The following is a 20,462-nucleotide window of genomic DNA, read 5'->3' on the forward strand; positions in this document are numbered from 1 at the left end:
CACGTGCAGAGCCGGCGCCGTCTTGACAACGCCAGCGATCCTATTTGGTTGCCGACTCGCTTGGCCGCAAGGGGCGGGGCGGTGACGGCGCCCGGCCGGCCAGCAGCACGCCGGCGATGACCAGCGTGCCGGCGGCCAGTTCGGCCGGCTGCGGCCGCTCGCCTAGGATCGCCCAGGACGACAGTACGCCCACCACCGGGACCAGCATCGACCACGGCGCCACCTGGCTGGCGGGATAGCGCGACATCAGCGTCGTCCATATGCCATAGCCGACCAGCGAGGCGAAGACGACGACATACAGCAGGCCCAGCACGGCGGGCAGGGCCTCGGCCGAAAAGGCTCCGGCCAGGGCGGGCAGGATGCGGGGGCCTTCGGCCAGCCAGGACAGCAGATACATCGGCAGCAGCGGCACGACCGACATCCACAGCGTCAGCTGCAGGGGCTTCGGCGGCATCGCCAGCCGGGCGCCGATATTGCCGATGGCCCAGCCGAACCCGCCCGCCAGCGTCAGCGCCACCGGCCACCACGCCGCGCTGCGGGCCCGCAGCCAGCCGATCAGCACGAGGCCCAGGATCGCCAGCGCCAGCCCGGCCAGCTGCCGCGCGGCCAGCCGTTCGCCCAAAAACAGCACCGCGAGGATGATCGTGAACGGCGCCGAGGATTGCAGCACCAGCGACGCCAGCCCCGCCGGCATCCCCGCCGCGATCCCGGCATAGAGGAAGCCGAACTGCAGCACCCCCAGCCCGAAGCCGGTCAGCAGCAGCCAGCGCAGCGGCACCTGCGGGCGTGGCACCAGCAGCACCGTCGGCACCGCCAGCAGCGTGAACCGCAGCGCGACCCCCAGCAGTGGCGGGAAATGCTGCAGCATCAGCGCGGTGGCGGGAAAATTGAGCCCCCACAGGATCGGCACTAGCAGCACCACGAGGCGGTCGCGTCCCTGCACGGTCTGTCCTTTCGCGGTGGGGTCGCGGCACCCTGACCGCAATGGCCGCCCGGCCGCAAGCTCAGCCGAAGAGGTCGAGCTGTTCGGGGGCCGGGCCCTCGGGCAGCGGGCACAGCGCCGACAGGGTGATCCCCAGCAGCCGCACGCCGCGCGGCACCGGGCGCGCATCGGGCAGCACCTGCGGCAGCAGCGCCACCGCCTCGGCCAGCAGCTGCGCCGCGCTGGTGACCGGGTGGGGCAGGCTGCGGGCGCGGGTGACAAACTGGAAATCGGTGTATTTCGCCTTGAGCGTCACCGTGCGCCCGCTGATCCCGCGCGGATGGGCGTGGCGCCAGACCTTGTCGGCCAGTGGCGCCAGCGCCTCGGTCGCGGCGGGCAGGTCGAAGATGTCGGTGAAGAAGGTGTTCTCGGCCCCGATCGACTTGCGCTCGCGGTTCGGGCGGACCTCGCGGTGGTCGATGCCGCGGGCGATGTTCCAGTAATACTGCCCGGACTTGCCGAAGCGGGCGGTCAGGAACTCCAGGCTCTGGCGATGCAGGTCGGCGCCGGTGAGGATGCCGTGGCGTTCCATCCGCGCCGCGGTGGCGGGGCCCACGCCGTGAAAGCGGCTGATGGGCAGGGTCAGCACATAGGCCGGGCCGGCCTCTGGCGGGATCACGAACAGCCCGTCGGGCTTCCGCTGGTCCGAGGCGAGCTTGGCCAGGAACTTGTTGTAGCTGACCCCGGCCGAGGCGGTCAGCCCGGTTTCCGCCCGGATCAGCGCCCGGATCTCGCGCGCGATCTGGGTGGCGGTTCGGCCGTCGAGGTAATCGGTGAGGTCCAGATAGGCCTCGTCCAGCGACACGGGTTCGATCAGCGGGGTGAAGCGGGCGAAGATGTCGCGGATCTGGGCGCTGACGGATTTGTAGACCTCGAAGCGCGGCTTGACGAAGATCAGGTCCGGGCACAGCCGCGCCGCACGGACCGAGGGCATGGCCGAGCGCACGCCAAACGGTCGCGCCTCGTAGCTGGCGGCGGCGACGACGCCGCGCAGCGATGATCCGCCGACCGCCACCGGCTTGCCGCGCAGGTCGGGATTGTCGCGCTGTTCGACCGAAGCGTAGAAGGCGTCCATGTCGACATGGACGATGCGGCGGACGGGCGGATCGGCCGGCCCGTCCGGCGGCGCCGGACCGGGGCGCTGCCCCGGACCCCGGGATATTTGCGGACCGCCCGAAGCCTCAGGGGGCGGCATCGGCGGTGACCGGGGCGCCGCCCGCCGTCAGGCCGGCGCCGATGCGGTCAAATCGCAGATATGCGATGGCCCGGTCGCCGGCGCGGGTGTGCAGCACCCCGGCCTCGCGCCCGTCCGCGGTCAGGATCGGGGTGCCGGCGGCGGCCTCGCCCGCGACCGAGACGGTGGTGAGGCCCTTGCGGAGTTCGGTCTTGTGCTTCATCCGCGCGGTGACCTCTTGCCCGACATAGCAGCCCTTGCGGAAATCGACGCCGTGCAGGCGCTCGAACCCGGCTTCCAGCGGGAAGGTCTCGTTGGGGATCAGCTCGACCAGCGTCTCGGGGATGCAGTGGGCGACGCGGATCGCCTCCCAGTCGGTGCCGTCATCGGGGGCGCTGTCGCCATACAGCCGCCAACCCAGCGCCGGATGGCGAGGGTCGGTGATGGCGCCCGCGGGCGCCGGGCCGGTCCCGCGCGAGACGTTCAGCCCGGCGGGGGCGATCTGCACGTCGCTGCGCAGGCGATACATCGCCAGCCGCCGCATCAGGTCGTCGGCCAGCCGCGCATCGACGTCGATCAGCAGCGACTCGCCATCCGGCACGATCAGGAAATCCGCCAGATACTTGCCCTGCGGCGTCAGCAGCGCCGCCCAGACCGGAGCCCTGGTCACGTCATTCGTCACCAGCCCCTGCAGAAAACCGACACGGTCGCCGCCGGTCACGCGCAGGATCGTCCGCATCATCCGTCTTTCCTCTCTGCCCCGAACTGCAGCCGCACCAGCGCCGCATAGGCGCCGTTCGCCGTCATAAGCTGGTCGTGCGTGCCCTCTTCCACAACCCGTCCGGCGTCGATCACCACGATCCTGTCGGCGGCGCGGATAGTGGACAGCCGGTGCGCGATCACCAGCGTGGTGCGGCCCTGGGACAGCTCGTCCAGCGCCTTCTGCACCAGCCGTTCCGAGGCTGCGTCCAGCGCGCTGGTCGCCTCGTCCAGCAGCAGCACCGGGGCGTCGCGCAGCAGGGCGCGGGCGATGGCGATGCGCTGGCGCTGGCCGCCCGACAGGGCCGAGCCACGCGGGCCGGCGGGGGTGTCGAGGCCCAGGGGCAGGCCGTCGGCGAAGTCCGACACATGCGCCGCGGTGATCGCCGCGCGCAGCCGGTCCGGGGCGACGTCCCCGCCTAGCACGATGTTCTCGCGCAGCGTCTCGTCGAACAGGGCCGAGTCCTGGCTGACGACCGAAAACTGATCGCGCAGCGTGGCGAGGTCGAACTGCGCCACCGGCACGCCGCCCAGCGTCACCTGCCCCGATGCCGGGTCCACCATCCGGGTCAGCAGGTTGAAGACGGTGGACTTGCCCGCCCCCGACGGCCCGACCAGCGCCGTGGTCCGGCCGGCGTCGGCCGTAAAGGACAGGCCGCGCAGCACCGGGTGGCCATCATAGGCCAGGTGCACGTCCTGCAGCCGGATGGTGGTGTCTGCGGGCGGCTCGCGCCGCGGGCCGGACAGGATCGTGGCCGGGGTGTCGAAGATCGCGTAGATCCGTTCCAGCGAGGCCGCCGCCGTCTGCCATCCCCCCGCCAGCCCGCCCAGCCGCCGCAGCGGCTGGAAGGCCAGCGACAGGGCGGTGAAGAACGACATGAATTCGCCCACGGTGCGTTCGCCCGATGTGACCTGCGCGCCGCCCAGCGCCAGCACGCCGACGAAGCCAAGCCCTGTCACGACGTCGATCAGCGCGGGGATCATGGCGTTGACAGCGCTCATCTTGGTTTCCGAATTTCGGATCGCGCCCACCACGCTGGCGAAGCGCGCGGTCTGGTAATCCTCCATCCGGTTCAGCCGCACGGCGCCGATGCCGTGCAGCACCTCGTCCAGCCGCGTCGCGCGGGCCGAGGCCGCCACGCGGTTCGCCCGGGCCTTGCGACGGATATAGCGCTGGACCATCGCCGTGGGCAGGATCAGCAGCGGCGCGCCCACCAGCGCCGCGGCCGTCCACCAGGGATCGGTGGCCACGGCGACCCCGAACAGCGCGATCAGCGAGATCGCGTCGCGCCCGGCACCGGTGATGAAGGTGGTCCAGATCGACTTGATCGCCAGCGTGTCGCCCTGGATGCGCTCGATCAGCGCGCCGGGCGGGTTGGCCTGGAAGAACCCGCCGTCCAGCGTGAGGATGTGGCGCAGCAGGTCGGTCTGCATCCGCGCGGCGACGCCCTGCTGGACCGAGGTCAGGATCGCGCGGGTGACGACATAGGTCACCGCGCGGATCAGGAACAGCGCCAGGATGACGCCGCCCACCCACCAGATCGCGCTTTCGTCGCGGCCGACGAAGACCCGGTCGAACAGCGGCTTCAGCATCCAGGACAGGACCGCGAGGGTGGACCCCTCGATCACCATCAGCACCGTGGCCAGCGCCATGCGCGGCCAGTAGCGGCGCAGGTAATCGCGCCACAGCCGGCCAAACAGGCCGCGCGGGCGGGGGGCGCGTGGGGGCATCCGTCTCTCCTGCGGTTGGTCCGGGGATAGCCCGGCTGCGGCCGTGGCGGCAAGAGAGCGGACCGCGACGGCACGCGTGGCCCGTGGCAGCCGGGGCGCGCGGCCGCGGTTGACGGGCCGCGGTTGACGGGCCGCGGTTGACGGGCCGCGGTTGACGGGCGACATCGCGGCGATGGACAGCCATTTGCCCCATGTCTTTGCCCCCGGCGCCCGGATCGGCGTGCTGACGACCGAACCCGTGGGGCTGCTGGACTACCTCGCGCCCGAGGGCGGGGTCGCGCTGGGGCAACTGGTGGTGGTTCCCCTGGGCCCGCGCCGGGTGATGGGCGCGGTCTGGGGGCCGGGGCAGGGGCATTTCGATGCGGCCAGGCTGCGGCCCGTGGCGCGGCTGATCGACGCCCAGCCGTTGACCCCGGGGATGATCGAGTTCCTGGACCGCGCCGCCGATTACACCCTGACCCCGCTGCCGGTGATGTTGCGGATGGCGCTGCGGGCGCCCGATCTGGACCGGCCCCCCGCCGAGCGGCGGGTGATCCACCGCGCCGGACCGGCGCCCGCGCGGCTGACCGATGCGCGCGCCGCCGTGCTGCGGGTGATCGACGATCACGGCGGGGCGGGGTTCGCGCCCTCGGAACTGGCGCAGCTGGCGGGCGTGGGGGTGTCGGTGGTCCGCGGGCTGGTCGCGGCGGGCACGCTGGTCGAAACCGCGGCCCCGGTGGACATGCCGTTCCCGCGGCTCGACGCGTCCCTGCCCGGCAAGGCGCTGGACGCCGACCAGTCCGCCGCCGTGCAGGCGCTGCGCGCGGGGATCCGCGGCGGCGCCTATGGCACGACGCTGCTGCGCGGCGTCACCGGGTCGGGCAAGACCGAGGTCTATCTGGAAGCCGTCGCCGAGACCCTGCGCCAGGGTCGGCAGGCGCTGGTCCTGCTGCCCGAGATCGCCCTGTCGGCCGAGTTCCTTGACCGGGTCGAGACGCGCTTCGGCGCCCGCCCGGGCGAGTGGCACAGCGGCATCACCCGCACCGAGCGCCGCCGCCTGTGGCACATGGCCGGGCGGGGCGAGGTCGGGCTGGTCGTCGGCGCCCGCTCGGCGCTGTTCCTGCCGTTCCGCGACCTGGGGCTGATCGTCGTCGATGAGGAACACGACAGTTCCTACAAGCAGGACGAGACGGTCTATTACAACGCTCGCGACATGGCGGTGCTGCGCGCCTCGATCGAGCAGGCGCAGGTGGTGCTGGCCTCGGCCACGCCCTCGGTGGAAAGCTGGGTGAATGCGGGGTCGGGGCCGGGCGGGGGGAAATACGCCCGGCTCGACCTGCGCGCCCGCTATGGCGACGCGGAACTGCCGCAGATGGGCGCCATCGACCTGCGCGAGGAAGAGATGCCGTCGGGCCGCTGGATCTCGCCCACGCTGGCGGCGGCGGTGGATCAGCGGCTGGGGCGGGGCGAACAGGCGCTGCTGTTTCTCAACCGCCGCGGCTATGCGCCGATCACCACATGCCGGGCCTGCGGCCATCAGGTCGGCTGCGACGATTGCGACGCGCGGATGGTGGAACATCGGTTTCAGAAGCGCCTCGTCTGCCACCAGTGCGGGGCCACGAAGCCGGTGCCCACCGCCTGCCCGGCCTGCGGGGTCGAGGGCCGGATGGCCGCCGTCGGCCCGGGGGTCGAGCGGCTGGGCGAGGAGGTCGCCGCGCGCTTTCCCGACGCCCGCGCGGTGGTGCTGTCGTCCGACCTGTTCACCTCAGCCCGCGCGATCAAGGACACCATCGCCCGGATCGCCGGCGGCGAGGCCGACATCATCATCGGCACCCAGCTGGTCGCCAAGGGACACAACTTTCCGCTGCTGACCCTGGTGGGCGTGATCGACGCCGATCTGGGCCTGCAGGGCGCCGATCTGCGGGCGGCGGAGCGGTCGTTCCAACTGATGCGGCAGGTGGCGGGCCGGGCAGGGCGGTTCGGCGGCGACGCCGGCGGGCGGCGGGGGCTGGCGCTGCTGCAGACCCACCAGCCCGACCACCCGGTGATCCGGGCGATCCTGTCGGGCGACGACGAGGCGTTCTGGGACGCCGAGGCCGCCCAGCGCAGGGCCGCGCAGATGCCGCCGTTTTCGCGCCTCGCCGGCATCATCCTGTCCCACCCCGACCAGCCGGTGGTCGAGGCCTATGCCGCCGAACTCGCCCGCCGCGCGGCGCCCCTGCGCCAGATCGGGGCCGAGCTGTTCGGCCCGGCGCCGGCGCCCATCGCGCGCGTCCGGGCCCGCTATCGCGTCCGGATGCTGATCCGCGCGCCGCGGCAGGCGCCGGTGCAGGCGGCGATCTCGGCGTGGCTCGCGGGGGCGCCCAAGGCTCCGGCCAACCTGCGGCTGTCGGTGGATATCGATCCTCAGAGCTTTCTCTGAAACCCGGCGGCGGGTCGCGGCATTGCCTTCGCAGACAGGGATCGCGCACACAGGGAAGGACCATGACATGACCCCCAGATGGCCCGAACGGCTGTGGATCGTCCGCCACGGCGAAAGCGCCGGCAACGTCGCCCGCGACCTCGCCTATCAGCAGGGATTGGCGCGGATCGACCTGACCGGCCGCGACGTGGACGTGCCGCTGTCCGGGCTGGGCCAGCAGCAGGCCCGCGCGCTGGGCCACTGGTTCGCCGAGGGGCGCGAGGACGGGCGGCCGAACGTGGTGCTGTCCTCGCCCTATCTGCGGGCGCAGGAAACCGCGCGGCTGTTCCGCGATGCCGGCGGCTGCCCTGCCGACACCCGCATCCACCTGGACGAGCGGCTGCGCGAAAAGGAATTCGGCATCCTCGACGGGCTGACCGGCAAGGGCATCCGCGCCGAATATCCCCAGCAGGCCGAACTGCGCGCCAGCCTCGGCAAGTTCTACCACCGCCCGCCGGGGGGCGAAAGCTGGTGCGACGTGATCTTCCGCCTGCGCACGCTGATGGACACGGTGGGCCTGCATCACGGCGGCTGCCGGGTGATGATCGTCGCTCACCAGGTCGTCGTGCTGTGCCTGCGCTACATCATCGAGGGGCTGACCGAAGAGGAGATCCTCGCCATCGACCGCGAAAAGGACGTCGCCAACTGTTCGATCACGGAATACCGCTGGTGCGCGGGCGCCGAGGGCAGCGACGGCGAGATGCAGCTGGTGCGCTATAACGTGACCGCCCCGATGGAGGCCGAGGACACCCCCGTCACCCGCGAGCCCGACCCGATCGTGGGGACCCGCGGATGACGCCGGCGGTTCTCGATTCCGCCTGGCTGCGCCGCCATCCGCTGCCCCAGCACCCCGAGGGCACCGACAAGAACTCGCGCGGGCGGGTGATGCTGGTCGGCGGGTCGCTGACGGTGCCGGGCGGGCTGCTGCTGACCGCCGAGGCCGCGTTCCGGGCCGGCGCCGGCAAGGTCCAGCTGGCGCTGCCCGAGCCGTTGGCGATCCCCTCCGGCATCGCGATGCCGGAATCCAGCGTCTTCGCGCTGCCCGTGTCCGACGAGGGCGAGATCGCGGGGCTCGGCACGCTGCCCGACCGGATCACCTGCTGCGACTGCGTGGCGATCGGCCCGGCGATGGCCTCGACGTCGGCGGCGGGGGCGGTGCTGGACGGGTTGCTGCCGGTGGCCTCGGGGCCGCCGGTGATCCTCGATGCCGCGGCGGTCAGCGCCTCGGCCGACCGCCACGACGCGCTGGCGGCGCTGCCCGGCGGGGCGATCCTGACGCCGCATGTGGGCGAGATGGCGGCGCTGACCGGGCTGGAGCCCGAGGACATCGAGGCACGGCGCGAGGAGGTCGCGGTGGACCATGCCGCCCGCCTGCGCGCCGTGCTGCTGATCAAGGGCACGACCACGGTGATCGCCAGCCCCGACGGCGAACTGGCCGTCTATGGCGGCGGCGGCGTCGGCCTGGCCACCGGCGGGTCGGGCGACGTGCTGACCGGGCTGATCGCCGGGCTGTGCGCCCGTGGCCTGCCGGCGTGGGAGGCGGTCTGCTGGGGCGTCTGGCTACACGGCGAGGCCGGAAGACGCCTGTCCGAGCGGATGGGCTCGATGGGGTTCCTGGCCCGCGACCTGCCTGGCGAGGTGCCGGCGCTGATGCGCGGGATCTGAGCGGCGCGCCTCGCCTAAAGCCCGCTGTCGTGCAGCACCCGTTCCAGCACCGGGGCGAGTCGGTCGGCCCACGCCTGCTGTCCCGCGGCGTCGGCGATCAGGTCGTTGCGGATTTCCACCAGCACGTTCGGGCGGCCGTGGGCCAAGGCGTGGCGATCGACGGAATCGCCTTGCAGGTGGCCGCTATAGGGCTGGTTGTCGCCGGTGACCCAGCCCTCGTCCCGGCAGGCCTGCACCAGCGCCGGCCCGAGCCGCGCGTCGCGGTGCGAATACAGGATGCCCAACACCCACGGCCGGGGCGGGCGGCCCTGCAGTTGCGGGGTGAAGCTGTGGATGGCGCAGATCGCGCGGGCGGGATGGGCCGCCGCCAGCCGGCCCAGCGCCGCGTGATAGGGCCGGTGCAGGCGGTCCAGCCGGCGGTCGCGCTCGGCCGCGTCGGCGGCGCGGTTGGCGGGGATGACGGTGCCGTCATACAGCCGCATCAGCAGCGTCGGGTCGTCCTCGCCCCGGTTCGGGTCGATCACCAGGCGCGAGAAATCCGACCACACCGCCGGCGCGTCCAGCCGCGCCGCCAGCGCCCGCGCGACGCCCAGCGCGCCCACGTCCCAGGCGATGTGCCGCGCCATGTCCGCGGGCGCGATCCCCAGGTCGCCGCCATTGACCCACCCCGGCACCCGGTTCGTGGCGTGGTCGCAGGTGACCAGCCAGCGCGAGCCGCGATCCTCGCCCTCGGTCCCGAAGGGCGGGGGCTCTGTCGTGCGGCTGTGTGATCCGTCGGGCATGGCCTGCGATATAACGCGCCCTCATCCCGCACGCCAGTTGCCCCCGAACGGGGCTCAGGGTAGACGATAGCGCAAACATCAAGGGAAAAAGGGACGGCCATGAGACGACACCGGAACGTAAAGATCGTGGCGACCCTGGGCCCGGCGTCGTCGGACCACCAGATGATCCGCGAGCTGTTCGACGCCGGCGCCGACGTGTTCCGGCTGAACATGAGCCACGGCACCCATGCCGAGCAGAAGGCGCGCTATGACATCATCCGCGCCGTCGAGGCCGAGACCGGCCGTCCCATCGGCGTGCTGGCCGACCTGCAGGGTCCCAAGCTGCGGGTCGGCGTCTTTGCAGTCGGCGCGCATGATCTGGAAGAGGGCGACCGCTTCCGCTTCGATCTGGACCCGGCCGAGGGCGACGGCCGGCGGGTGCAGCTGCCGCACCGGGAAATCTTTGCCGCGCTGCAGGTCGGATCGCGGCTGTTGGTCAATGACGGCAAGATCCGGCTGCGGGTGGAACGCTGCGGGCCGGACTTCGCCGATTGCGTGGTGACGACCGGCGGGACGATTTCAAACCGCAAGGGCGTGAACGTGCCCGACGTGGTGCTGCCGCTGGCGGCGCTGTCGGACAAGGACCGCGCCGATCTGGAATTCGCCTGCGAGCTGGGCGCCGACTGGCTGGCACTGTCCTTCGTCCAGCGCCCCGAGGATGTGATCGAGGCGCGCGAGCTGGCCCGCGGCCGGGCCGCGATCCTGTCCAAGATCGAAAAGCCCGCGGCGGTGGACTGCTTCGCCGAGATCCTCAAGGTCTCGGACGGGATCATGGTGGCGCGCGGCGATCTGGGGGTGGAACTGCCGGTCCATTCCGTACCGCCGATCCAGAAGCGGCTGGTCCGCGCCTGCCGGCAGGCGGCGAAGCCCGTGATCGTCGCCACCCAGATGCTGGAATCGATGATCGAAAGCCCGATGCCGACCCGGGCCGAGGTGTCGGACGTCGCCACCGCGATCTATGAGGGCGCGGACGCGATCATGCTGTCGGCCGAATCGGCGGCCGGGCGCTATCCGTCCGAGGCGGTCAGCACGATGGACAGCGTCGCGCGCTCGGTCGAGGGCGACCCGGTCTATCGTGACGTCATCGACAGCTCGCGCAGCACCGTGAACCGCGAGACCGTCGCCGATGCCATCGCCGTCGCGGCCCGCGAGATCGCCGAAACCACCGATGTCGCGGCGATCTGCGCCTATACCCAGTCCTCGACCACCGTGCGGCTGGCGGCGCGGGAACGGCCCAAGGTGCCGATCATCGCGATGAGCTCGGAACTGCCGGTGCTGCGGCGGATGTGCCTGGTGTGGGGCGCGCATTGCGTGCTGACCCCGGTGCTGGAACGCTTCAAGCAGGCGGTGGTGAATGCCGCACACGCGGCGGTGGAATTCGACTTTGCCACCAGCGCGCAGAAGGTGATCGTGATGGCGGGGGTTCCGTTCAACACTGCGGGATCGACCAACATTCTGCGGGTCGCCACCTGCGACGAACAGTTGCTTTCCCGCACAGACCCGGAATAAAGGCAGCCGCGAAGCCGAGTTACGCAGGGATTGCCCGAATGTCCGACATCCTCATCCTTCTGAGCACGGCGCTGATGGCGCTGTCGGTGATCCTGGCCATCGCCTCGCTGGCGCGGACCGAACCGCCGCGCGGCGCGGCGATCGCGTTCGTGTTCGGGCTGGCGGCGATGTTCGCCGGCGCCTGGATCGACCCGACGCCGTTCCGGGTGCAGGACCTGGGCCTGTCCTGGCAGCGCCTGCTGGGCGGCGACATCCGGCTGTAATCCGGCACCTGGCCCTTGCCAGGTCGCCTGCGCGCCGCTATCAGGCGCGCTTCGACGTTCCGTGCGGCCGGCCGATTGGCATTGCCGAGTCGCGCGTTCACTCTGACAAGGAGACGAAAATGCCGAAGATGAAGACCAAATCGGCCGCCAAGAAGCGGTTCTCGATGACGGCCTCGGGCAAAGTCAAGGCTGGCCCCGCGGGCAAGCGCCACGGGATGATCAAGCGCTCGACGAAATTCATCCGCGACGTGACCGGGACGATGATCCTGTCCGATGCGGACGCGAAGATCGTCAAGAAATACATGCCCTACAACCGCTGATCGAGGAGCCGAGAGATGTCCCGCGTTAAATCCGGCAAGGTCACCCACGCCCGCCACAAGAAGGTGCTCGACGCTGCCAAGGGTTACTATGGCAACCGTTCGCGCAACTTCCGCACCGCCACCCAGGCCGTCGACAAGGCCAACCAGTACGCGACCCGCGACCGCAAGACCCGCAAGCGCAACTTCCGCGCGCTGTGGATCCAGCGGATCAACGCCGCCGTCCGCGCCATCGACGCCGAGATGACCTATTCGCGCTTCATCGCCGCGCTGTCCAAGGCGGGGATCGAGGTGGACCGCAAGGTTCTGGCCGATCTGGCCGTGCACGAGCCCGACGCCTTCGGCGCCATCGTCGCGCAGGCGAAAGCCGCCGCCTGATCCGTTCAGGTTAGGGAAAGACGAAAACCCGCGCCAAGGCGCGGGTTTTCTTTTGCTGTCCGCCGTGCTGGCCGCCGCGTTTGCCTAGCGCCAGATGTCGGGATCGACTCCGCGATCGGCCAGGTCCGGATGCGCGGCCAGGTGGAATTCGGGCCGCCGCCCCAGCCGGCGCTGTTCCAGATAGTCGCGGGTGATCCGCAGGATGATCCCCGACATGGCCACGATGGCAATCAGGTTGATCGTCGCCATCAGCCCCATCGAGGCGTCGGCGAAGTTGAACACCGTGCCCACCGCCTGCAGCGCGCCCCAGACCACCATGCCCAGCACCGCCAGCCGCATGACCAGGATCGCCCCGTCGCCGCCGCCGAGGAACACCACCGCGTTCTCGGCATAGGCGTAGTTGCCGATGATCGAGGTGAAGGCAAAGAACAGGATCGCCACCGCCACGAAATACAGCCCCCAGCTGCCGAAATGTTCGCCAAGGGCGGCCTGGGTGAGGGCGACTCCGGTCAGTTCGGCCGAGGGGACGGCGCCCGACAGCAGGATCATCACCGCGGTCGCCGTGCAGACCAGGATCGTGTCGATGAACACCCCCAGCGCCTGCACGAAGCCCTGCGAGGCCGGGTGGTGCGGGTGGGGCCGCGCGGCGGCGGCGATGTTCGGGGCCGAGCCCATGCCGGCCTCGTTGGAAAACAGCCCGCGCTTGACCCCGTTCAGCATTGCCGCGGCCATGCTGCCCGCGACGCCGCTGGCGGCCTCGGTCAGGCCGAATGCGCTTTGCACGATGTGCGACAGGACCGCGGGCACCTCGGCCAGGTTGGTGGCGAACACCCAGGCCGCGGCCAGCAGGTAGGCGCCGGCCATGAACGGCACGATCCACTCCGCCGCCCGCGCGATCTGCGGGATGCCGCCGAAGATAATGACCCCGGTGATCGCCGCCAACCCGACCCCGGTGGCCCAGCGCGGGACGCCGAAGGTGACCCAGGCCTCGGCGATGGAATTGGCCTGCACCGCCTCGAACACGAGGCCGAAGGACAGGATCAGCGCCACCGCGAACAGCGCCGCGAGCCAGTGCATCCGCAGCCCGCGCGAGATGTAGAAGGCCGGCCCGCCGCGATAAAGCCCGTGCGGCCCGTGGACCTTGTAAAGCTGCGCCAGCGCCGATTCCGCGTAAGCCGTGGCCATGCCGAGGCTGGCCACCACCCACATCCAGAACACCGCACCCGGTCCCCCCAGGGTGATCGCCACCGCGACGCCGGCGATGTTGCCGGTGCCGACCCGGCTGGCCAGGCTGACCGACAGCGCCTGCAACGGCGAGATGCCGTCCGCGTCGGGATCGCCCCGGCCCAGCGTGCAGCGGATCATTTCCGGGAAATGCCGGATCTGGATGAAGCCCAGCCGCAGCGTGAAGAACACGCCCACCGCAAGCAGGCCATAGATCAGCACGTAGCCCCAGAAGATGTCGTTCAGGAAATTGATCACGCTGTCGATCATGGCTGGCCTCATGCATCACACGGTCGTGAGAACTGGTTAACGCAACCGCACGGGGAAACACCACCCCCCGCGCAACCCTTGCCGCGCGGGTCACGTTGACCCGACATGACGGACACCGCCGCCCTTCCGCCCCCGTCCCCCGGCTATCCGCCGCGCGTGGCGCTGGCGCGCAAGCCGCTGGGCATCCTCGGCTCGGCCATGACGGCCCGGCGCAACGTGCTGGAACTGATCCCCGAACTTGCCGTCCGCCAGCCGATGGTGTCGGGCACGCTGGGCATCCGCTGGCACATGGTGATGGACCCCGAGGCGCTGAAGCGCGTGCTCAAGGACCGGGTCGAGGATTACCCCAAATCCACCGTCACCCGGATGATCCTGGAACCGGCCATCGGCGACAGCCTGTTCGTGGCCGAGGGCGCCCAGTGGCGCTGGCAGCGCCTGGCCGCCGCCCCGGCCTTTGCCGCCCGCCATGTCGAGGCGCTGGCCCCGGTGATGACCGCCGCCGCCGAGACCTCGGCCGCCCGCATCGCCGGCGCGCCCCAGCCCTTCGACGCCTTCGAGGAGATGGTCGCCGCCACCTTCGAGGTCATCAGCGACGTGACCTTCTCTGGCGACGAGGGGTTCGACCGCGACGCCGTGCATCACGCGATCGACCGCTACATCGCCTCGACCGCGCGGGTGTCGGTGCTGGACGTGCTGGGCGCGCCGCCCTGGGTGCCGCGGCCGGGGCGGCTGGTGTCGGGGGGCGCGCTGCGGCGCACCAAGGCGATCGCCGACCGTGCCATCGCCGACCGGGCCCGGCGCGGCCCGCGGCTGCCGCCGGACCTGCTGGACCTGCTGCGCGCCGGGGTGGACCCGGAGACCGGCCGATCGATGAACCCCGCCGAGCTGCGCGACAACCTGCTGACCTTCATTGTCGCGGGGCACGAGACGACTGCCCTGACGCTCGCCTGGGCGCTTTACCTGGTGGCCTTCGACCCCGCCGTGCAGGACCGCGCCGCGGCCGAGGTGGCGGGGATGGACCGGATCACCGCCGCGGACCTGCCGCGGCTGCCCTATGTCCAGCAGATCGTGCAGGAGACGCTGCGCCTGTATCCTCCGGCAGCGTTCCTGTCGCGCACCGCGCGCAGGGCCGACACGCTGGGCGGGCGCGAGGTGCGGCCCGGCGATACCGTGATGCTGCCGATCTATGCGCTGCACCGGCACCGGCTGCTGTGGGACGATCCCGACCGCTTCGATCCTGACCGCTTCGCGCCGGGGGTGGACCGTGACCGCTTTGCCTTCCTGCCCTTCGGCGGCGGCCCGCGCATCTGCATCGGCGCGAACTTCGCGCTGCAAGAGGCGGCGATCATCCTCGGCACCCTGCTGGCGCGGTTCCGGTTCGAGACGGTGCCCGGCCGCGTCCCTTATCCGCGGATGATCCTGACCCTGCGGCCGCAAGGCGGCGTCTGGCTGCGCGCCACCCCGCGATGATCGGCTGGTCACCCCCCGCGCGGTCGCGCTAAAGGGAAGATCATGTCCATCCTCTCCACGATCCGGGCGGAGCTTCCGCTGATTCTCATCGCCGCCACCCTGGCGGTGGTGCAGTCGGTCGGCGTGCCCGCCTCTGGCATCGCGGGCGGGGCGGTCTTCCTGTGGCTGCTGATCGTGATGATCTGGGCCGCGGGCGGCGTCCTGCACCACGCCGAATCGGTCGCCGAGCGGCTGGGCGAGCCGCTGGGCACGCTGATCCTGACCCTCGCCGTGGTGGGCATCGAGGTCGCGCTGATCGCCTCGGTCATGCTGTCGGGCGACGGCAGCCCGACGCTGGCCCGCGACACCATGTTCGCGGTGGTGATGATCGTCCTGAACTTCCTCACCGGGCTGTCGCTGCTGCTGGGGGCGCTGCGCTTTGGCGAACAGAACTACAACCTCGCCGGCGCCCGGTCCTTCCTGTCGGTGCTGCTGCCGCTGGCGGTGTTCTCGCTGATGCTGCCGGCCTACACGACCTCGAACTGGTCCCCGAGCTTCAGCGATTTCCAGGCGCTGTTCTTTTCCATAATCACCTTCGCCATGTACGGGGTCTTTCTGCTGATGCAGACGGTCCGCCATCGCGGCTATTTCACCGAACCCCAAGAGCCGCAGGTCCCCGACCACGTCCACGCCATGCACGCCACCTGGGTCCATGCGGTGCTGATGATCGCCACGCTGCTGCCCATCGTGCTGCTGTCCAAGACGCTGACGAAATACGTCAATTCCGGGCTGGACATGCTGGGCCTGCCGGCCGCGCTGGGGGGCGTGCTGATCGCGATGATCGTGCTGGTCCCCGAAGGGGCGAGCGCGATCCGCGCCGCCCGCCACAACCGCCTGCAGCGCGCGATCAACCTGTGCCTGGGCGCGGCGCTGTCCACCATCGGGCTGACCGTGCCGGTGGTGCTGGGGATCGGCGCGTGGATGGGCCACGACGTGATCCTGGGACTGACCCCGGTCAACCAGATCATGCTGGCGCTGTCGCTGATCACCGCCGTCCTGACCTTTGGCACCCAGCGCACCAACGTGCTGCATGGCGCGATCCATATCGTCCTGTTCCTCGCCTACCTGGCACTGATCTTCGCGCCCTGAGCGCCGGGCGACCCGTCCGGCCAGCCGGCTTTCCCCGCGCAAGCGGGTGTGCTAACGCCGCCCGGATTCCCGACCCAGACACCCGCAGGCGCTTTTCCGATGACCGACACCGACACGCTTCGTTCCACCTGGCTGTCCCGCGTGGCCGAGGCCGCCGACAGCCCCGCGCTGGAACAGGTCCGCCTCGCCGCGCTGGGCAAGAAGGGCGAGATCGCGCTGATGATGCGCGAGCTGGGCCGGATGACCCCTGAGGAACGCCAGTCCACCGGCGCCGCCCTGAACCGGGTCAAGGACGAGATCGACGCCGCGCTGCGCGCCCGCAAGACGGCGCTGGAGGATGCGGCGCTGGACGCAAGGCTGGGGGCCGAGTGGATGGACGTGACCCTGCCCGGACGCCCGCGTCCGCAGGGGACGATCCACCCGGTCAGCCAGGTGACGGACGAGGTGACCGCGATCTTCGCCGACATGGGCTTTGCCGTGGCCGAGGGGCCGCAGGTGGAAAGCGACTGGTTCAACTTCGACGCGCTGAACATCCCGCCCGAGCATCCCGCCCGGCAGGAGCATGATACGTTCTTCATGGCCCGCGCCGACGGCGACACCCGCCCGCCCCACGTGCTGCGCACGCATACCTCGCCGGTGCAGATCCGGGCGATGCAGGCCCAGGGCGCGCCGATCCGGGTGATCGCGCCGGGCCGCGTCTATCGGATGGACATGGACCAGACCCACACGCCGATGTTCCACCAGGTCGAGGGGCTGGCGATCGGCCGCGACATCTCGATGGCGAACCTGAAATGGACGCTGGAAGAGTTCTGCCGCGCGTTCTTCGAGGTCCCCTCGGTCGAGCTGCGCTTCCGCGCCTCGCATTTCCCCTTCACCGAGCCCTCGGCCGAGGTCGACATCCGCTGCGACTGGTCCGGCGGGGTGCTGAAGATCGGCGAGGGGGACTCGTGGCTCGAGATCCTCGGGTCGGGGATGGTGCACCCCAAGGTGCTGGCCGCGGCGGGGGTGAACCCGGCCGAGTGGCAGGGGTTCGCCTTCGGCATGGGGATCGATCGGATCGCGATGCTGAAATACGGGATTCCGGATTTGCGGGCGTTCTTCGAGAGCGACCTGCGGTGGTTGAAGCACTACGGGTTCGCGGCGGGGGATGTGCCGAGTGTGAGCGGGGGGTTGAGCAGGTGATTGAGAAAGTCTGTGCGTTTTTTCCACCTGAAAACTGCGCTGAGTGGATCGGCGCAGTTGGGTCGTTCGGACAATTTCTTGTGGTTGCGCTGGCTCTTTTATTTACTATTTGCCAAGTCAGTGCGTGGCGAAAACAACGTGTTCTTGAACGCAGAGCGGAACTTGCAGACGATATTTTGCTGCATGCAGGAAAATTTAAGGAGGAACTTCTTTATCTCCGGCGGCCGTTTAATTATTCGCCGAGCGGATCAATTATCAATGGCGATGTTTCTGAATATGAGGAGCGGCTGAAGGAGATTAAAGAACTTGAACCGCTTACGGATCTCATTGCAACGGCCCGAACTAGGCAAGAATTTCTTATCGATAACCCCAAAGTTGAGAGCGCATTGCGCGATCTGATCGAAACTGAGCGGGATTTGAAGCATGCCTTTGGCGCGTTGCTGGCTCATCTGCGGGCTGGTCCTGGTTTAATTGATAAAACAGCCGATCCTCAATTGTTGCGACAATACGCAGTTGCTGTCGAGAAACCAACAGGAAACGATCTGATACGCGCCAAGCTGGTATCTGGAAACGCGACACTGAAGGCAGAACTGAAAACAGAGATAAGGTTGGGTCAAAAATGAAACTCACCCTCTCCTGGCTCCGTGATCACCTCGACACCACGGCCTCAATCGCGGAAATCGCCGACGCCCTGACCGACCTCGGGCTCGAGGTCGAGGACATCCACGACCCCGCCACCCGGCTCGCGCCCTTCACCCTCGCCAAGGTGATCCACGCCGAACAGCACCCCGACGCCGACCGGCTGCGGGTCTGCCGGGTGATGACCGACGAGGGCGAAAAGCAGATCGTCTGCGGCGCGCCGAATGCGCGGGCGGGGATCACCGTCGTGCTGGCCAAGCCCGGCGACTACGTGCCCGGCATCGACACCACGTTGGGCGTCGGCCGCATCCGCGGCGTCGAGAGCCACGGCATGATGGCCTCGGAACGCGAGCTGGAACTCAGCGACGAACACGACGGCATCATCGAGCTGCCCTCGGGCGAGGTCGGCGAGCGCTTCACCGACTGGCTGTCCGCCAACGCGCCCGAAAAGATCGACCCGGTGATCGAGATCAAGATCACCCCCAACCGCCCCGACGCGCTGGGCATCCGCGGCGTCGCCCGCGACCTCGCGGCGCGCGGGCTGGGGACGCTCAAGCCGCTGAAGACGGCGACCATACCGGGCCGCTTCCCCAGCCCGGTCGGCGTCACCATCGACCCCGAGATCGCCGCCAAGGCCCCTTTCTTCGCCGGCCGCGTGGTGCGGGGGGTCAGGAACGGCCCCAGCCCGGACTGGATGCAGAAGCGCCTGCGCGCTATCGGGCTGCGGCCGATCAACGCGCTGGTCGATATCACCAACTACTTCACCCACGACCTGAACCGCCCGCTGCACGTCTTCGACGTGGCCAAGGTCACGGGCGACCTGCATCTGCGCGCGGCGCGGGCCGGCGAGACGCTGGTCGCGCTCGACGACAAGACCTACGCGATGCCCGAGGGCGCGGTGGTGATCTGCGACGCGAACGGCATCGAAAGCATCGCCGGGGTGATGGGCGGCTCGGCCTCGGGGTCGTCCGAGGACACCACCGAGGTGTTCATCGAGGCAGCGTTCTTCGACCCGATCAGCGTGGCGGCCACGGGGCGGGCGCTCAAGATCAACTCGGACGCGCGCTATCGGTTCGAACGCGGCATCGACCCGGAGTTCACCCTGCCGGGGCTGGACCTGGCGACGCAGATGGTCCTCGACCTGTGCGGCGGCGAGCCGTCCGAGATCGTGACCGCGGGCGCGGTCCCCGATCACGCCCGCGCATATCGGCTGGACACCGACCGCGTGGTCAGCCTGGTCGGCATGGAGATCCCGTCCGAACAGCAGCGCGCGACGCTGACCGCGCTGGGCTTCGATATCGACGGCGACATGGCGCATGTCCCCTCGTGGCGGCCCGACGTGCAGGGCGAGGCCGACCTGATCGAGGAGGTCGCCCGCATCGCCTCGCTGACCAGGCTGCAGGGCAAGCCGCTGCCGCGCCCGCGGGCAGGCGTGCCGCTGCCGGTGCTGACGCCCTTGCAGCGCCGCGAAAGCGCCGCGCGGCGGATGGCGGCGGCGCTGGGGTATAACGAATGCGTCACCTACAGCTTCATCGACGCCCGCGCCGCGGCGCTGTTCGGGGGCGGCGGCGAGGCGGTCCGGCTGGAAAACCCGATCAGCTCTGAAATGACGCATCTGCGCCCCGACCTGCTGCCCGGCCTGCTCGCGGCGGCCGCGCGCAACCAGGCGCGCGGGTTCATGGACCTCGCGCTGTTCGAGGTCGGGCCGGTCTTTTCGGGCGGCGAGCCCGGCGAGCAGGCGGTGCAGCTGACCGGCCTGCTGGTCGGCGCCAGCGCCGCCCGCGATCCGCATGGCAGCCGCCGGCCGGTGGACCTGTATGACGCCAAGGCCGACGCCGAGGCGGTGCTGGGTGCAACCGGCGCCCCGGCGCGCAGCCAGATCGACCGCAAGCTGGACGGCTGGTGGCATCCCGGCCGCGCCGGGAATGTGCAGCTGGGACCGAACCGGCTGGCGACCTTTGGCGAGCTGCATCCGCGCGTGCTGGCCCGGATGGACGTCAAGGGGCCGGCGGTCGCCTTCACCGTTCACCTCGCCAACGTGCCGCTGCCCAAGGCCAAGTCGCCGACCCGACCCGCGCTGCAGGCGAGCGACCTGCAGGCGGTGGACCGCGACTTCGCCTTCGTGGTGGACGAGCGGGTCGAGGCGGCGGCGATCGTGAACGCGGCCCAGGGCGCCGACAAGGCCCTGATCGAGCGGGTGACGGTCTTCGACGAGTTCCGCGGCGACCGCGCCGCGGCGCAGATGGGCAAGGGCCGCAAGTCGGTCGCAATCACCGCCCGCCTGCAACCCCGCGACCGCACCCTGACGGAGGCCGAGATCGAGGCCGTCGCCGCCCGCATCGTCGAGAAGGTCGCGAAAGCGACCGGCGGCACCCTGCGCGGCTGATCCGGTCGCCGTCCAGCGCGGACGGCGGACTGGCGGGGAGGCCCCGGCGCGCAGGACCGGCGGGCAAGGCGGCGCGATCCCGGAAGGGGAAGACCGGCGCGGCAGACGGCGCGCAGGTCCGGCG

At 70.3% G+C, this 20,462-nt stretch carries 18 protein-coding genes; 12 read left to right on the forward strand and 6 right to left on the reverse strand.

Features of this window, described 5'->3' with window-relative positions; all coding sequences use genetic code 11:
* Positions 1 to 40 precede the first annotated feature (40 nt).
* The 4 genes from IC63_RS02695 to IC63_RS02710 form a co-directional block, all read right to left on the reverse strand.
* Positions 41 to 943 carry an EamA family transporter gene (locus IC63_RS02695; RefSeq protein WP_036716658.1) on the reverse strand — a complete coding sequence of 301 codons (903 nt, stop codon included), beginning with the start codon at positions 941 to 943 and terminating at the stop codon, positions 41 to 43.
* A gap of 61 nt (positions 944 to 1,004) precedes the next feature.
* Positions 1,005 to 2,177 (reverse strand): DNA polymerase IV, encoded by a 1,173-nt coding sequence (gene dinB, locus IC63_RS02700; protein ID WP_084115409.1) that lies wholly within the window; start codon positions 2,175 to 2,177, stop codon positions 1,005 to 1,007.
* On the reverse strand, positions 2,164 to 2,895 hold the full coding sequence (ygfZ, locus tag IC63_RS02705) for a CAF17-like 4Fe-4S cluster assembly/insertion protein YgfZ (RefSeq protein ID WP_036716723.1): 732 nt from the start codon (positions 2,893 to 2,895) through the stop codon (positions 2,164 to 2,166). Before ygfZ ends, dinB begins: the two co-directional genes overlap by 14 nt.
* The gene (locus IC63_RS02710) at positions 2,895 to 4,646 is read right to left on the reverse strand and encodes an ABC transporter ATP-binding protein (RefSeq protein ID WP_036716660.1); all 1,752 of its coding nucleotides are present in this window, start codon (positions 4,644 to 4,646) and stop codon (positions 2,895 to 2,897) included. The genes ygfZ and IC63_RS02710 overlap by 1 nt, the downstream gene beginning before the upstream one ends.
* Before the next feature lie 172 nt (positions 4,647 to 4,818).
* On the opposite strand from IC63_RS02710, the gene IC63_RS02715 reads away from it, so the two are divergent.
* The 3 genes from IC63_RS02715 to IC63_RS02725 all read left to right on the forward strand — a co-directional run bounded on the left by IC63_RS02715 (position 4,819) and on the right by IC63_RS02725 (position 8,751).
* Positions 4,819 to 7,047 (forward strand): primosomal protein N', encoded by a 2,229-nt coding sequence (locus tag IC63_RS02715; protein ID WP_036716724.1) that lies wholly within the window; start codon positions 4,819 to 4,821, stop codon positions 7,045 to 7,047.
* A gap of 67 nt (positions 7,048 to 7,114) precedes the next feature.
* The gene (locus IC63_RS02720) at positions 7,115 to 7,882 is read left to right on the forward strand and encodes a histidine phosphatase family protein (protein WP_036716661.1); all 768 of its coding nucleotides are present in this window, start codon (positions 7,115 to 7,117) and stop codon (positions 7,880 to 7,882) included.
* Positions 7,879 to 8,751: an NAD(P)H-hydrate dehydratase gene (locus IC63_RS02725; protein WP_036716663.1), complete on the forward strand. Its 873-nt coding sequence runs from the start codon at positions 7,879 to 7,881 to the stop codon at positions 8,749 to 8,751. Before IC63_RS02720 ends, IC63_RS02725 begins: the two co-directional genes overlap by 4 nt.
* Before the next feature lie 14 nt (positions 8,752 to 8,765).
* Here the strand turns inward: IC63_RS02725 and IC63_RS02730 are convergent, their stop codons facing one another.
* Positions 8,766 to 9,533 (reverse strand): N-formylglutamate amidohydrolase, encoded by a 768-nt coding sequence (locus IC63_RS02730; protein WP_036716665.1) that lies wholly within the window; start codon positions 9,531 to 9,533, stop codon positions 8,766 to 8,768.
* A 99-nt stretch (positions 9,534 to 9,632) separates the two neighbouring features.
* Between IC63_RS02730 and pyk the strand changes: the two genes are divergently transcribed.
* From pyk to rplT, 4 genes are all read left to right on the forward strand, one after another.
* Positions 9,633 to 11,081 (forward strand): pyruvate kinase, encoded by a 1,449-nt coding sequence (gene pyk / locus IC63_RS02735; protein ID WP_036716667.1) that lies wholly within the window; start codon positions 9,633 to 9,635, stop codon positions 11,079 to 11,081.
* 38 nt (positions 11,082 to 11,119) lie between these two features.
* Positions 11,120 to 11,344: a hypothetical protein gene (locus tag IC63_RS02740; RefSeq protein ID WP_036716725.1), complete on the forward strand. Its 225-nt coding sequence runs from the start codon at positions 11,120 to 11,122 to the stop codon at positions 11,342 to 11,344.
* Between the two features lie 119 nt (positions 11,345 to 11,463).
* Positions 11,464 to 11,664, forward strand: a complete 201-nt coding sequence (gene rpmI / locus IC63_RS02745; RefSeq protein WP_024843601.1) for a 50S ribosomal protein L35 — start codon at positions 11,464 to 11,466, stop codon at positions 11,662 to 11,664.
* A gap of 15 nt (positions 11,665 to 11,679) precedes the next feature.
* Positions 11,680 to 12,039 (forward strand): 50S ribosomal protein L20, encoded by a 360-nt coding sequence (rplT, locus tag IC63_RS02750; RefSeq protein WP_036716669.1) that lies wholly within the window; start codon positions 11,680 to 11,682, stop codon positions 12,037 to 12,039.
* Between the two features lie 84 nt (positions 12,040 to 12,123).
* On the opposite strand, the gene IC63_RS02755 is transcribed toward rplT, so the two are convergent.
* A complete protein-coding gene (locus IC63_RS02755) occupies positions 12,124 to 13,533 on the reverse strand; it encodes an alanine/glycine:cation symporter family protein (protein ID WP_198026225.1) in 1,410 nt (469 codons plus the stop codon).
* A 105-nt stretch (positions 13,534 to 13,638) separates the two neighbouring features.
* On the opposite strand from IC63_RS02755, the gene IC63_RS02760 reads away from it, so the two are divergent.
* The 5 genes from IC63_RS02760 to pheT all read left to right on the forward strand — a co-directional run bounded on the left by IC63_RS02760 (position 13,639) and on the right by pheT (position 20,338).
* A complete protein-coding gene (locus tag IC63_RS02760; protein WP_036716671.1) occupies positions 13,639 to 15,003 on the forward strand; it encodes a cytochrome P450 in 1,365 nt (454 codons plus the stop codon).
* A 42-nt stretch (positions 15,004 to 15,045) separates the two neighbouring features.
* Positions 15,046 to 16,131 (forward strand): calcium:proton antiporter, encoded by a 1,086-nt coding sequence (locus IC63_RS02765; RefSeq protein ID WP_036716673.1) that lies wholly within the window; start codon positions 15,046 to 15,048, stop codon positions 16,129 to 16,131.
* A 99-nt stretch (positions 16,132 to 16,230) separates the two neighbouring features.
* Positions 16,231 to 17,313 carry a phenylalanine--tRNA ligase subunit alpha gene (gene pheS, locus IC63_RS02770; RefSeq protein ID WP_036716676.1) on the forward strand — a complete coding sequence of 361 codons (1,083 nt, stop codon included), beginning with the start codon at positions 16,231 to 16,233 and terminating at the stop codon, positions 17,311 to 17,313.
* The gene (locus tag IC63_RS17845; RefSeq protein ID WP_156965319.1) at positions 17,310 to 17,936 is read left to right on the forward strand and encodes a hypothetical protein; all 627 of its coding nucleotides are present in this window, start codon (positions 17,310 to 17,312) and stop codon (positions 17,934 to 17,936) included. Before pheS ends, IC63_RS17845 begins: the two co-directional genes overlap by 4 nt.
* Complete coding sequence (gene pheT, locus IC63_RS02780; RefSeq protein WP_036716681.1) at positions 17,933 to 20,338, forward strand: phenylalanine--tRNA ligase subunit beta; 2,406 nt, start codon at positions 17,933 to 17,935, stop codon at positions 20,336 to 20,338. Before IC63_RS17845 ends, pheT begins: the two co-directional genes overlap by 4 nt.
* The last annotated feature ends 124 nt before the right edge of the window (positions 20,339 to 20,462 follow it).

The sequence above is a fragment of the Paracoccus sphaerophysae genome, from assembly GCF_000763805.1.
Classification (GTDB): domain Bacteria; phylum Pseudomonadota; class Alphaproteobacteria; order Rhodobacterales; family Rhodobacteraceae; genus Paracoccus; species Paracoccus sphaerophysae.